The sequence below is a fragment of the Bradyrhizobium sp. 62 genome, assembly GCF_023073035.1.
GTDB lineage: Bacteria > Pseudomonadota > Alphaproteobacteria > Rhizobiales > Xanthobacteraceae > Bradyrhizobium.
Genome location: NZ_JADPIT010000011.1, coordinates 78,743 through 91,110, shown reverse-complemented (window position 1 = coordinate 91,110; position 12,368 = coordinate 78,743). Strand labels below are relative to the sequence as shown.

Annotated in this window: 10 protein-coding genes; 1 reads left to right on the top strand and 9 read right to left on the bottom strand. The window is 63.6% G+C overall.

Going from position 1 to position 12,368, the window contains the following annotated elements:
* Position 1 precedes the first annotated feature (1 nt).
* From IVB47_RS07155 to IVB47_RS07140, 4 genes are all read right to left on the bottom strand, one after another.
* Complete coding sequence (locus IVB47_RS07155) at positions 2-1,462, bottom strand: NAD(P)/FAD-dependent oxidoreductase (RefSeq protein ID WP_247460707.1); 1,461 nt, start codon at positions 1,460-1,462, stop codon at positions 2-4.
* Between the two features lie 159 nt (positions 1,463-1,621).
* Positions 1,622-3,043: an adenosylhomocysteinase gene (gene ahcY / locus IVB47_RS07150; protein WP_247460704.1), complete on the bottom strand. Its 1,422-nt coding sequence runs from the start codon at positions 3,041-3,043 to the stop codon at positions 1,622-1,624.
* A 111-nt stretch (positions 3,044-3,154) separates the two neighbouring features.
* Positions 3,155-4,351: a methionine adenosyltransferase gene (metK, locus tag IVB47_RS07145; protein WP_247290184.1), complete on the bottom strand. Its 1,197-nt coding sequence runs from the start codon at positions 4,349-4,351 to the stop codon at positions 3,155-3,157.
* Positions 4,352-4,412: 61 nt separating this feature from the next.
* Positions 4,413-5,768 (bottom strand): hypothetical protein, encoded by a 1,356-nt coding sequence (locus IVB47_RS07140; protein WP_027519010.1) that lies wholly within the window; start codon positions 5,766-5,768, stop codon positions 4,413-4,415.
* 175 nt (positions 5,769-5,943) lie between these two features.
* Here IVB47_RS07140 and IVB47_RS07135 point away from each other — a divergent pair, with 175 nt between their 5' ends.
* A complete protein-coding gene (locus IVB47_RS07135; RefSeq protein ID WP_247460702.1) occupies positions 5,944-7,662 on the top strand; it encodes a caspase family protein in 1,719 nt (572 codons plus the stop codon).
* Positions 7,663-7,793: 131 nt separating this feature from the next.
* Here IVB47_RS07135 and IVB47_RS07130 read toward each other — a convergent pair whose 3' ends face one another.
* From IVB47_RS07130 to IVB47_RS07110, 5 genes are read right to left on the bottom strand one after another with little or no spacing between them, the layout of a single operon-like run.
* Positions 7,794-8,912: a cobalamin-independent methionine synthase II family protein gene (locus tag IVB47_RS07130; protein ID WP_247460700.1), complete on the bottom strand. Its 1,119-nt coding sequence runs from the start codon at positions 8,910-8,912 to the stop codon at positions 7,794-7,796.
* A gap of 19 nt (positions 8,913-8,931) precedes the next feature.
* The gene (locus tag IVB47_RS07125) at positions 8,932-9,648 is read right to left on the bottom strand and encodes an ABC transporter ATP-binding protein (protein ID WP_027566808.1); all 717 of its coding nucleotides are present in this window, start codon (positions 9,646-9,648) and stop codon (positions 8,932-8,934) included.
* Entirely contained in the window at positions 9,641-10,396 is a 756-nt protein-coding gene (locus tag IVB47_RS07120) for an ABC transporter ATP-binding protein (RefSeq protein ID WP_007612502.1), read from the bottom strand. The genes IVB47_RS07125 and IVB47_RS07120 overlap by 8 nt, the downstream gene beginning before the upstream one ends.
* On the bottom strand, positions 10,393-11,421 hold the full coding sequence (locus tag IVB47_RS07115) for a branched-chain amino acid ABC transporter permease (RefSeq protein WP_027566806.1): 1,029 nt from the start codon (positions 11,419-11,421) through the stop codon (positions 10,393-10,395). The genes IVB47_RS07120 and IVB47_RS07115 overlap by 4 nt, the downstream gene beginning before the upstream one ends.
* 8 nt (positions 11,422-11,429) lie before the next feature.
* Entirely contained in the window at positions 11,430-12,299 is an 870-nt protein-coding gene (locus IVB47_RS07110) for a branched-chain amino acid ABC transporter permease (RefSeq protein WP_027566805.1), read from the bottom strand.
* Positions 12,300-12,368 lie beyond the last annotated feature (69 nt).

Here is a 12,368-nt window from a genome sequence, read left to right as displayed (position 1 = left end):
ATCAGGAATATTGCATCACGCCGTCGTCGATCCGGCCGAACCGCAAGGAGACGATGTCGAGCGCGTAGTTCTGGTAGAGCCGCCACGGCTGCTTCGAGCCTTGCTTCGGCATCTTTGCGACTGAGCGCTGCACATAACCCGAGGTGAAGTCGAGCGACGGCTGCGCGGTAATCGAGGGATCGTCATTGTGCGGCATGCACTGCCGGAAATTGTGCCGGTCCATGTAGTTGATCAGGCGGCAGACATATTCGCAGGTGAGGTCGCATTTCAGTGTCCATGATGCGTTGGTATAGCCGAAGGCGGAGGCCATGTTGGGCACCTCGGCATACATCATGCCTTTGTAGGTCAGCGTATTGGCGAAATCGACGGTGCGGCCGTCGACACTGATGTCGAGACCGCCGACGACCTGGAGCACCAGTCCCGTCGCGGTCACGATGATGTCCGCCGCAAGCTCGCTGCCGTCCTTCAGGCGGATACCGCCCTGGGTGAACATGTCGATCTCTTTGGTCACCACGGAGGCGCGCTGCTCGCGAATCGCCTTGAACAGGTCGCCATCCGGCACGAGGCAGAGCCGCTGGTCCCACGGATTGTAGCGCGGCGTGAAATGGGTCGCGACGTCGTAGTCGGGGCCGAGCGCCATCTGCACGCCCTTGAGAACTAGCTCCTTCACCTTCGCAGGGCGGCGCCGACTGAGCTGGAAGAAGAACATCCCCCACATCACGTTGCGCCAGCGGATCAGATGATAGGCAAGCCGCGTCGGCAGATTGCGCCGCAATTTGTTGGCGACGGGATCCTGTGCCGGGCGCGACACCACATAGGTCGGTGAGCGCTGCAGCATCGTGACCTGCGCGGCCGTCTTGGCGAGCTCCGGCACCAGCGTCACCGCGGTCGCGCCCGAGCCGATCACGACGACGCGCTTGCCCGCGCAGTCGATGTCGTCGGTCCATTTCTGCGGATGCACGATGCGGCCGGCGAAATCTGAGACGCCCGGAAACTCCGGCGTGTAGCCTGCCTCGTATTTGTAATAGCCCGAGCACATGAACAGGAAATTGCAGGTAAAGCGCACGGTTTCGGTGGCGCCCTCGCCGGTGATGCGCTCGGCCTCGACGGTCCAGCGCGCCTCACTCGTCGACCACGCCGCACGCTTGACACGATGGTGGAAGCGGATGTGCTTCTCGATGCCGTTCTCGGCCGCGGTTTCGCTAACGTAGTTGAGGATTTGCGCGCCGTCGGCGATTGCCTTTGGATCGGTCCACGGCTTGAAGGAATAGCCGAGCGTGAACATGTCGCTGTCGGAGCGGACGCCGGGATAGCGAAACAGGTCCCAGGTGCCGCCGATGCAGTCGCGTCCCTCGAGGATGACGTAGCTCTTGCCCGGACATTTGGTCTGGAGATGATAGCCCGCGCCAATACCGGACAGGCCGGCACCGACGATCAGCACGTCGAAATGGTCTTGAGCCATTGTTTCCTCCGCCGCCAGGAATTGTCTGACCGGGATCATCGCTCGTCAACTGGCAATCGGCCCTGACACAACCGCGAAGAGACGCGTTCGTCGCGCTCAAGACAACAAAGCCCCGGATCGCTCCGGGGCTTTGCGTCGAAAATAGATACGATCAGCGGATCAGTACCGATAATGGTCCGACTTGTACGGACCTTCCTGCTTGACGCCGATGTAGTCAGCCTGGTCCTTGCGCAGCTCGGTGAGCTTGACGCCGATCTTGGCGAGGTGCAGGCGCGCGACCTTTTCGTCGAGCGACTTCGGCAGCACGTAGACTTCCTTCTTGTACTTGCCGTCCTTGTTGTTGGCGAAGAGCTCGATCTGCGCCAGCGTCTGGTTGGTGAAGGAGGCCGACATCACGAAGGACGGATGGCCCATCGCATTGCCGAGATTCACGAGGCGGCCTTCCGACAGCATGATGATGCGGTGTTTGTCGGGGAATTCGATCTCGTCGACCTGCGGCTTGATGTTGGTCCATTTCAGGTTACGCAGACCCGCGATCTGGATCTCGTTGTCGAAGTGACCGATGTTGCAGACGATGGCGCGATCCTTCATCGCGCGCATGTGCTCGATCGTGATGATGTCCTTGTTGCCGGTCGCGGTGACGAAGATGTCGGCACGGGGCGCGGCGTCTTCCATGGTCACGACTTCATAGCCTTCCATCGCCGCCTGCAGCGCGCAGATCGGATCGACTTCGGAGACCATGACGCGGCAGCCGGCCTGGCGCAGCGAGGCGGCCGAACCCTTGCCGACGTCGCCGAAGCCCGCGACCATCGCAACCTTGCCCGACATCATCACGTCGGTGCCGCGGCGGATGCCGTCGACCAGCGATTCACGGCAGCCATAGAGGTTGTCGAACTTCGACTTGGTGACGCTGTCGTTGACGTTGATGGCCGGCCATAGCAGCGTGCCGGCCTTCTGCATGTCATAGAGACGATGCACGCCCGTGGTGGTCTCTTCGGAAACGCCCTTGATGCTCTTGGCGATCTCGGCGAAGTAGCCCTTCGGCTTCTCCTTGAGCTGCTTCTTCAGAAGGGCGAAGAAGACTTCCTCTTCTTCCGAAGCCGGCTTGTCCAGGAACTTGGTGTCGCCGTTCTCGGCGCGCAGGCCGAGATGGACGTACATGGTGGCGTCGCCGCCGTCGTCGAGGATCATGTTCGGGTGACCGCCGCCGTGCCACTCGAACAGCTTGGCGGTGTAGTCCCAGTATTCGGTAAGGCTCTCACCCTTGACGGCGAACACCGGAATGCCGGCGGCTGCGATCGCCGCCGCAGCGTGATCCTGCGTCGAATAGATGTTGCAGGAGACCCAGCGGATGTCGGCGCCAAGCGCGGCCAGCGTCTCGATCAGCACGCCGGTCTGGATTGTCATGTGCAGGGAGCCTGCGATGCGCGCGCCCTTCAGCGGCTGCTTCGGGCCATACTCTTCGCGGGTGGCCATCAGGCCGGGCATCTCGGTCTCGGCGAGGGAGAGCTCCTTGCGGCCGAAATCGGCGAGTGAAATGTCTTTGACGATATAATCGGTGAAGCCGGGCTTCGCGTTCATTGCGGGCGTCCTGTTGTTGAATTGGTCATTCCGGGCCGCCCTGGAGAGGCGAGCCCGGAATCTCGATACGATGGAAGAACCGGGTTCGCCGCCGTGGCGGCGTCCCGGGAATCAGACCGCGCGCTTGAGCGCTTCGACGAGATCGGTCTTCTCCCAGGAGAAGCCGCCCTCGTTGTCGGGGGTACGGCCGAAATGGCCATAGGCGGAGGTGCGCGCGTAGATCGGGCGGTTGAGATCGAGATGGCTGCGGATGCCACGCGGGGTGAGATCCATCGCCTTGGCGGCGGCCTTCTCGAGCTGATCCTCCGACACCTTACCGGTGCCGTGGGTGTCGATGTAGATCGACAGCGGACGCGCCACGCCGATGGCGTAGGCGAGCTGCAATGTGCAGCGATCCGCAAGACCGGCCGCGACGATGTTCTTGGCGACATAGCGTGCCGCATAGGCGGCCGAGCGGTCGACCTTGGTCGGATCCTTGCCGGAGAACGCGCCGCCACCGTGCGGAGCCGCACCACCATAGGTGTCGACGATGATCTTGCGGCCGGTCAGGCCGGAATCGCCGTCGGGACCGCCGATGTAGAACTTGCCGGTCGGGTTGATGTGCCAGATGGTCTTCGCCGTGATCCAGTCCTTCGGCAGCGCCTCGCGCACATAGGGCTCGACGATGTCGCGAATCTGCTTGGACGAGATGTCCTCGACGAGATGCTGATGCGACACCACGATCTCGCGCACGCCGACGGGCTTGCCGTTCTCGTACTGCACGGTGACCTGGCTCTTGGAGTCCGGGCCCAGCACCTTCTCGCGGCCGGAGTGGCGCGCTTCGGAGATGAGACGCAGGATCTTGTGGGCGTAGAAGATCGGCGCCGGCATCAGATCCGGCGTCTCGTTGGTGGCGTAGCCGAACATGATGCCCTGGTCGCCCGCGCCCTCTTCCTTGACTTCGCCCGGCTGCAGCGCATCCACGCCCTGCGCGATGTCGGCGGACTGCGGATGCAGAAGGATCTCGATGTCGGCCTTCTGCCAGTGGAAACCTTCCTGCTCGTACCCGATGTCCTTGATCGCGGCGCGCACGACGCCTTCGATCTGCTCGTTGGTGACGGATGCGGGACCGCGGGTCTCACCGGCGATCACGACCTTGTTGGTGGTCGCAAGCGTTTCGCAGGCGGCGCGAATTTGCCAGGGATCGATGCCGGCTTTCGGTCCTTCGCGGTAGAACAGATCGACGATCTCGTCGGAGATCCGGTCGCACACCTTGTCCGGATGGCCTTCGGACACGGACTCGCTGGTGAAGAGATAGGACGCGCGCATCAGTAACCCCTTGTTCCGCCGCTAGCTGGCGGGCGTTTGCGATGTTTAGCTTTGAATGATGTCAATCACGCCGGCGCGAGATGACGTAGGATTCGTCGAGAAACCAGAGCCCATTATACTTTCGCAGCACGTCCCTGGCGGCATCCAGAGTGCGGCCATTTTGAGTCATTTCCGTCAACCGGTCGTCCTCAATCTGAGCGACATACACCGCCGCATTCCAGGCTGCAAAGGCCGTCGAGGTTCCGATAGTGCCTGTCACCTCGTTGGGCAGCGCTTCCATATCATACCTGAAGATCGAGCGGTTATCTGCGTAGGCATTAAAATTTAGGTCGCGGCCCACCGAGCCGAGCTCATACTTCACCGCGCGCAATAGCTCATGACGGCTCACCGAGAAAGGATTTTCTCCGGGCCAGATCGCCTGGATCATCTCCATGCCCGGATCCTGGCCGTGGGAGTGAATACCGATCAGGCGGCCGCCTGCCCGCAAGGCCCGCGCCAGGGGCGCTATGATCCGTTTTGCCCGGAAATTGACCGAGGACAGCGCCCGGTATGGCTGGGATGCGATAACGAGGTCGAAATTGGCCTCGGCCTGGCCCGGTCGTGGAATGGTCGAATCGAGCAGAAACCGCTGATCTTCGCGGTAGAGCACCAGCACGACAGGCCGCTCATAGAGCGGCATCCCCGTGCGCGGGCTGACCGCCGCGCGCCAGTTCTGCTCCAAAAACGGCTTCAACTCCGCGATTTGCGTCTCGAACTCGCCCGAGGAAGCCCCCCGCAGGGGAACCTCGTGCCAGACGGTCGCGGCGGCCGCCGCGGGCGATGCCGGCGTGAGCCAGGGCGCCTCCGCGTAAAGCATGTTGGTAAAAACGAACACCGAGGCCGGATGCTCGAAAATGCGATCCGGCACCTTGTCCAGCGTCAGGCGGAGGTCCTCGAGACTGAGCTCCTTGCCGGCGACATAGAACGGCATGTGCGGAAAGCGCTGGTGCATCGCGCGCAGCACGCGCGCCAGCACCGTGCCGTCGCCAACGCCGGCATCGAACACGCGCAGCGCCGGCGGCCGGGGATGAATGCTGGCAAGCTCCAGCGCCACGCGCTCGGCGACCACCCGCTTCTCACTGCAAGTGTGGACGAACAGCAGGTATTTCTGGCGGTTCTCGAAGAAGCGGAAATTGCCGCGCGGATCGCGCTTTTCCGGCGGCACCTGAAGTCCCCGCGGGGGAGGCACGCCGCCGGCCATCGATGCGGCCATATAAGCCTGGATCCGGTCCAGCGTGTCGATCGTGATGCGCTTGCCCTCGCGCAGGCGATGCACAAGCTTCCCATCGTTCACCGCGCGCCGGCCAAACGTCGATTCCGCCATGTCGGCCTTGCGGCAGAACTCGGTGATTTGGCTCAGGATTTCGTCATTCTTCATGAAGTGGGACGCAGTGGGCAGAAGGATTGGGTAACGCCTCCTAGCAAAATCTGCCCACCGGGGGAATAGGGGATGGAGTTCGCCGCCGTTGCCGTGTGCACAACAGCGAGGCCGTGAACCACCAGGCCCTGCCGCGCAACCAACAGACGCCTCTCCTCTATGGGACCCATCTCCAATGCGTCGTCCGCTCGTCGCACTCTGCCTGCTCGCTGCAACGCTGTGGTCGGCGCCCGCATTTGCGCAGGTGCGCAACCAGCTTGGGCCGCTCTGCACCACCGACACCACGCCGGCGGACCAGATGATCGACGCCTGCAGCAAGATCATCGCGCTGAAGGTGTTCAGAGGCGAGCAGCTCGCAACGGTCTACTTCTGGCGCGCGGTGGGCTGGAACAAGAAGGGCGAATACCTAAAGGTCATCACCGACGCCACGGAAGCGATCCGGCTCCAGCCGAGCCAGGCAGTCTATAATCTCAGGGGATCGGCCTACTACGACAGAGGCGAGTACGAAATCGCGATTGCCGATTTCGACGACGCGCTGAAGCTTGGCCCGCCGAGCGGTACCATATTCCATAATCGCGGCAATGCCTGGCGCGGCAAGGGCGACTACGCCAAGGCGATCATCGACTACGACATGTCGATTAAAGCCGACCCGAGATCGGCGTTCTCGTTCCAGAACCGCGGCATCGCGAAGGAGGCGCTCGGCGACCTCGACGGCGCGCTGGCCGACATCAACCAAGCGATCCGGCTCGACCCGACACTGCCGCAGCCGCTGATCAACCGGACCGCGATCTGGCGCGTCAGAGGCGATTACGATCGCGCGATTGCCGACGGCAGCGAAGCGATTCGGCTCGCGAAAGAGAAACCGCCCGTCAATATTATGACGCCGCCGAACAGCGTTCTGGTCTCGGGCTACACCCATCGCGCGCTGGCCTATGAGGCGAAAGGCGATTACGCGCACGCGAGGGACGACTACAAGGCGACGCTGGCAATCACGGCTTCCGATGCCGGCAGCAAGGCCAATCAGGCCACGGCAAAGGTGCGGCTGTCGCTGGTCACCGACGCTAGCGTGCCGATCCCGCGCGATGCGCCGTCACCGACGAGCGAGCCGGCAAAGGCACCGGCTCCCCAGCAGACGGGTGCCGCGCCGTCCCCCTCGCCTGCTCCGGCCGCGCGCGGCACGCGCATGGCGCTGATCATCGGCAATGGCGCCTATGCGCATGTCAAGGCACTGCCCAATCCGCCCAACGACGCGCGCGCCGTTGCGAAGAGCCTGCGCAACATCGGCTTCACTGTGTCAGAAGGCGTCGATCTCGACCGCGCGGCGATGCAAAAGATGACGCGTGACTTCTTGCGGGAGGCGGCGCGGGCGCAAATCGTGGTGGTCTACTATGCCGGCCACGGCGTGCAGGTCGAGGGTCGCAACTATCTCATTCCCGTCGACGTCGAGCTCAAGTCGGGCGCGAGGATGACGGACGCGATGATCGACATGGATACGATCATGGCCGGCCTCGACGACCAGGTCCGCACCAACATTTTGATCTTCGATGCCTGCCGCAATAATCCGATGGCACAGCAGGTTGCATCAGCTGCCACCAACCGCGCCATCGAAGCTGCCTCGGGCCTCGCAGCCCCAACGAGCCTGGGCGCCGGCGCGACGCTCGGCGCCGGCACGCTGATCGCTTTCGCCACTGCGCCGGGCCAGGTCGCGCTCGACGGCGAAGGCGCCAACTCGCCGTTCTCCGCTGCCCTCTCCCGCCACATCGGCACGCCTGGCCTGGAAGTGCAGCAGATGCTGACACGTGTGCGGGCGGAGGTGGTGTCGACCACAAAGAGCAAGCAGGTGCCGTGGTCGAACTCGTCGCTGCTGGGAGAGGTTTATCTGGCGGAGAAGTGAGGGGCGTGTGCCTCACCCTCGCCCGGCTTGACCGGGCGATCCAGTACGCCGAGAAGTCAGCGATTATCCGAGGAGCCGCGGCGTACTGGATTCCCCGCCTTCGCGGGGAATGACAGTGAGCGAGTGGAGCCCTATTGGCCCCACACTTCCTTCGCGATCTCCACGGCGAGGCTGAGCTTGGCCCACTGTTCCTCTTCGGAGAGGACGTTGCCCTCCTCCGTCGACGCAAAACCGCACTGCGGCGATAGTGCGAGCTGCTCCAGCGGGGCGAACTTGGCGGCTTCCTCGAGACGGCGCTTGATGTCATCCCTCTTCTCGAGCTCACCGAATTTCGAGGTGATGACGCCGACCACGACGACCTTGTTGCCCTTGGGCAGGAAGCGCAGCGGCTCGAAGCCACCCGCGCGGTCGCTGTCGTATTCGAGGAAATAGCCGTCGTAATTGGTGCCGGCGAGCATGGTCTCGGCAACCGTCTCGTAGCCGCCTGAAGAAATCCAGGTCGAACGGAAATTGCCGCGGCAGACATGCGTCGTCACCACCATGTCGGCGGGCTTCTCCGCCAGCGCGTAGTTGATGACGCGCGCATAGATCTGCTGGAGACCCTCGGGATTGTCGCCCCGCTCGCGCGCCTTCTGCAATTCGTCCGGCGAGCAGAGATAGGCCCACACGGTGTCGTCGAACTGGAGATAGCGGCAGCCGGCGTCATAGAACGCCTTCACGGCCTTGCGGTAGGTCTTGCCGAGGTCTTCGTAGAAGGCGTCGAGATCGGGATACACGTCCTTGGAGATCGCCTTGCGGCCGCCACGGAAGTGCAGCACCGCCGGCGAGGGGATCGTCATCTTCGCGGTGACGTGGGCCTGGTCGGCGACCTTCTTCAGGAAGCGGAAGTGATCCAGCATCGGATGGTCATCGGGGAAATCGAGCTTGCCGATCACCCGCACCGCGTCATGCCGCGTCTCGACGCCCGCGAACTGGATGCCGGTGTCGGGGTGGAACATTTCGCAGCCGGTGAGCTTGGCCAGGAAGTCGAAATGCCACCAGGAGCGGCGGAATTCGCCGTCGGTTGCGAGCTTCAGGCCGAGCGAGGCCTGCTTATGCACGACCTTCTCGATCTCCATGTCCTCGATCTTGCGCAGATCGTCGGCCGAGATCTCGCCCTTCTCCAGCCTGGCGCGGGCTTCCTTGATCTTGGCGGGACGCAGGAGGCTGCCGACCTCGTCGGCGCGGAAGGGGGCTTTGGTTCGCTGCATTTCTTACTCCCAGTTATTTTTAGTGGGCCGCCGCCCCTGCGACGCCGAGGTGGCGCTCGAGGACCGACGGGTCGGCCTTCAGCGCGGCGCTCGGGGCGTCGTGGACGATCGTTCCGCGCTCCAATATCACAACACGGTCGGCCAGCCCCAGAATCTTTTGGGCATTCTGCTCGACGATGATCGAGCAGATGCCGCCCGCCCGCGTGATGGTCCCGATCGCCTTCAAAAGCTCCTCGACGATGATGGGGGCAAGGCCCTCGGTCGGCTCGTCCAGGAGAAGCACTTTCGGATTGAGGGTCAGCGCGCGACCAATCGCCAGCATCTGCTGCTCGCCGCCGGAGAGCTGGTTGCCAAAATTGCTCCGCCGCTCCTTCAGCCGCGGAAACATCTCGTAGACCCTCTCGACCGTCCAGGGGCCGGGCTGGGCCACTGCGGACATGTTCTCCTCCACCGTGAGCGAGCGGAAGATGTTGCGCTCCTGCGGCACCCAGCCGATCCCGGCGCGCGCCCGCTGGTCCGGCCGCAAAGTCGTGACGTCGCTACCGGCCAGCCGGACATTGCCGGAGAAGCGACGGGTGACGCCGACGATCGAATTGATCAGCGTGGTCTTGCCGGTGCCGTTGCGCCCCAACAGTGCCAGCACCTGGCCTTCGGAGAGACGCAGGGACATGTTCGGCAGCACCACGGCCTCGCCGTAGCCGGCGCGAAGCGAGTCGATCGCGAGCAGGTCAGACATTGACCGCCTCCTCGCCGAGATAGACCGCCTTGACCTGCGGGTCGCGCGCGACCTGCTCGGGCGGTCCTTCGGTGAGCAGCGCACCGGAGACCAGGACAGAGATGCGGTCGGCGAAGGAGAACACGAGGTCCATGTCGTGCTCGATCAGCAGCACCGTGACGTCGCGCGGCAGGCTGCCAACGACGGCGAGAATGTCATGGCGCTCGCTCTCAGGCACGCCGGCGGCGGGCTCATCCAGCAGCAGCACGCGCGGCTTGGCGGCGATCGCGACCGCGATCTCGAGCAGGCGCTGCTTGCCGTAAGGCAGCGTCACGGTCTGCTCGTTCATGACGTCAAGCAGGTGGAAGCGTGTCAGGAGATCGGCGATCTCGCCGTTGACGTCGCTGCGCGTACCCATCCGCCGCCACCAGTCACCGCCATGGCCGAGGCGCTCGGAGACAGCGAGACCGATGGTCTCGAGCGGGGTCAGGTCGGGATAGAGCTGGTTGATCTGGAAGGTACGCGACAAGCCGCGCAACACGCGCTTGTGCACGGGCAGATCGGTGATGTCCTGGCCTTCGAGCAGGATGCGGCCCGAGTTCGGCTTGAGCACGCCGGTGAGCTGGTTGATGACCGTGGTCTTGCCGGCGCCGTTCGGGCCGATCAGCGCGTGGCGGGCGCCTTGTTCGATTTTTAGCGACAAGTCGCGAGTGACGCGCAGACCACCGAACTGCTTTTCGAGATTCTGGGTTTCGAGCGCGATGGTCATGCATCGCTCTCCGGCACGGCGACGACGGCCTTGCGCCCGGCTATCTGCTTGATGACCAGATTGGGCACATACAGCATCCAGCGATGCAGGCGTTGCCGGCCGACCAGGACGATCACGACCAGCACGAGCCCGATCCAGAACTGCCAGTATTGCGGGGTGATGGTGGAGAACAACTCCTGTAGCATGCGGAACAGCACCGCGCCGATCAGGCCGCCATAGAGATAGCCGGTGCCGCCGATCACGAGCACCAGCATCAGGTCCGCCGAGCGCTCGAAGGCGAACACGTCGAGCGAGGCGATCGCGGTGGTCTGGGTGAACAGTGCGCCTGCGATGCCGGCATAGAACGCCGCGAGTGTGTAGATCGCAATCAGGCGGCGGTTGACGGGAATGCCGATCGCGGCCGCGCGCAGCGGATTGTTCTTGATCGCCCGCAACGACAGCCCGAACGGCGAATGCACGACGCGGCGGGCGAACAGGAACAACAGGAACAGAACGGCGAGCGAATAGAAGAAGCCGGTCTTGCCGAACATGTCGAACGGGATCTCACCGAAGATCGGCTGCATCTCGATACCCTGCAGGCCGTCGGTGCCGCCGGTGATGTTGGAGAAGCGTTCGGCCAGCGCCTCCAGCAACAACGCGATGCCGAGTGTCACCATCAGCCGCGTCAGGTCGACGCCTCGGATCACCAGGAAGCTGGTGGCGAAGCCGAGCACCATCGCGACAAGGCCTGCGACGACAAGCGCAAGCACGGGCTCGTTGATGATCCCATGCAGCGCGAGAAGCCCCGCCGCGTAAGCACCGGCGCCGAAGAAGGCTGCATGGCCGAGCGAGACGATGCCGGCGTAACCGAGGATCAGATCGAGCGACATCGCAAACAGCGCGAGCCGCAGGATGTCCGTCATGATCAAATAACGCGTGGGAAATACGAAGCCGCAGCCCAGCACGATCAGCCAGAAAGCGGCCTCGCCATAATGCCAGCGTGCCTGGCGCTGGGCGTGATAGCCGACGTCGGAGGAGGCGCTCATCGGCGAACTCAACGCGCGGCCGTGCGGCCGAACAGGCCGTTCGGACGCCAGATCAGGATCACGATCATCATGGTGTAGATCACGAAAGGTCCCATCTTCGGGACGTAATATTTGCCGGCGACGTCGCCGATGCCGAGCAGCAGCGAGGCCAGAAACGGGCCGGTGATCGAGGACGAGCCGCCGACGGTGACCACGATCAGGAAGTAGATCATGAACTTCAGCGGAAAATACGGGTCGAGGCCGAGGATCTCGGCGCTCAGCGCGCCGCCGAGACCAGCCAGGCCGCAACCAAAAGCAAATGTGAAGGCGAACACCTGCGGCACGTTGATGCCGAGGCCGCTCGCGGCGCGGGGATCATCGACCGCGGCGCGTAGACGGCTGCCGAACCGCGTCTTCGCGAGCACCATCTGGAGAGCAATGGTGAGCAGCCCGCAGATCACGATGATCATCAGCCGGTAGCGGCCGACGCCGACGCCGAACACGTCGAACTGGCCCTGGAGCGCCGCCGGCAAATTGATGAAGACCCGCGACGAGCCCTGGATGTAGTCGACGGCCGCGACCGACATGAAGGTGAGGCCGATCGTGAACAGCACCTGGTCGAGATGGCTGCGCGCATAGAGGTGTCGGTACAGCGTGCGCTCGAGCACAATGCCGATCGCAGCAGAGGAGACGAAGGCAAGCGGCAATGCAGCGAAGAATGGCCAGCCCATCCGGTTGACCAGCACCATGCAGACATAGCCGCCGGCCATGGCGAAGGCGCCATGGGCGAGGTTGACGAAGTTCATCAAGCCGAGCGTGACCGCGAGCCCGCAAGCCAGCACGAACAGCAGCATGCCGTAGGCAACGCCATCGAACAGGTTGGTGAGGATTGATGTCATCGTCTCAGCTTGGCGTTATCGTCACGACCGGGCTTGTCCCGGCCATCCACGTTCCTGGTTCGACTCTCG

Bases quoted from the DNA above. Each gene is read 5' to 3' on its own strand.
- IVB47_RS07155 (WP_247460707.1), bottom strand. From the start codon at position 1,462: ATGGCTCAAGACCATTTCGACGTGCTGATCGTCGGTGCCGGCCTGTCC.
- ahcY (WP_247460704.1), bottom strand. From the start codon at position 3,043: ATGAACGCGAAGCCCGGCTTCACCGATTATATCGTCAAAGACATTTCA.
- metK (WP_247290184.1), bottom strand. From the start codon at position 4,351: ATGCGCGCGTCCTATCTCTTCACCAGCGAGTCCGTGTCCGAAGGCCAT.
- IVB47_RS07140 (WP_027519010.1), bottom strand. From the start codon at position 5,768: ATGAAGAATGACGAAATCCTGAGCCAAATCACCGAGTTCTGCCGCAAG.
- IVB47_RS07135 (WP_247460702.1), top strand. From the start codon at position 5,944: ATGCGTCGTCCGCTCGTCGCACTCTGCCTGCTCGCTGCAACGCTGTGG.
- IVB47_RS07130 (WP_247460700.1), bottom strand. From the start codon at position 8,912: ATGCAGCGAACCAAAGCCCCCTTCCGCGCCGACGAGGTCGGCAGCCTC.
- IVB47_RS07125 (WP_027566808.1), bottom strand. From the start codon at position 9,648: ATGTCTGACCTGCTCGCGATCGACTCGCTTCGCGCCGGCTACGGCGAG.
- IVB47_RS07120 (WP_007612502.1), bottom strand. From the start codon at position 10,396: ATGACCATCGCGCTCGAAACCCAGAATCTCGAAAAGCAGTTCGGTGGT.
- IVB47_RS07115 (WP_027566806.1), bottom strand. From the start codon at position 11,421: ATGAGCGCCTCCTCCGACGTCGGCTATCACGCCCAGCGCCAGGCACGC.
- IVB47_RS07110 (WP_027566805.1), bottom strand. From the start codon at position 12,299: ATGACATCAATCCTCACCAACCTGTTCGATGGCGTTGCCTACGGCATG.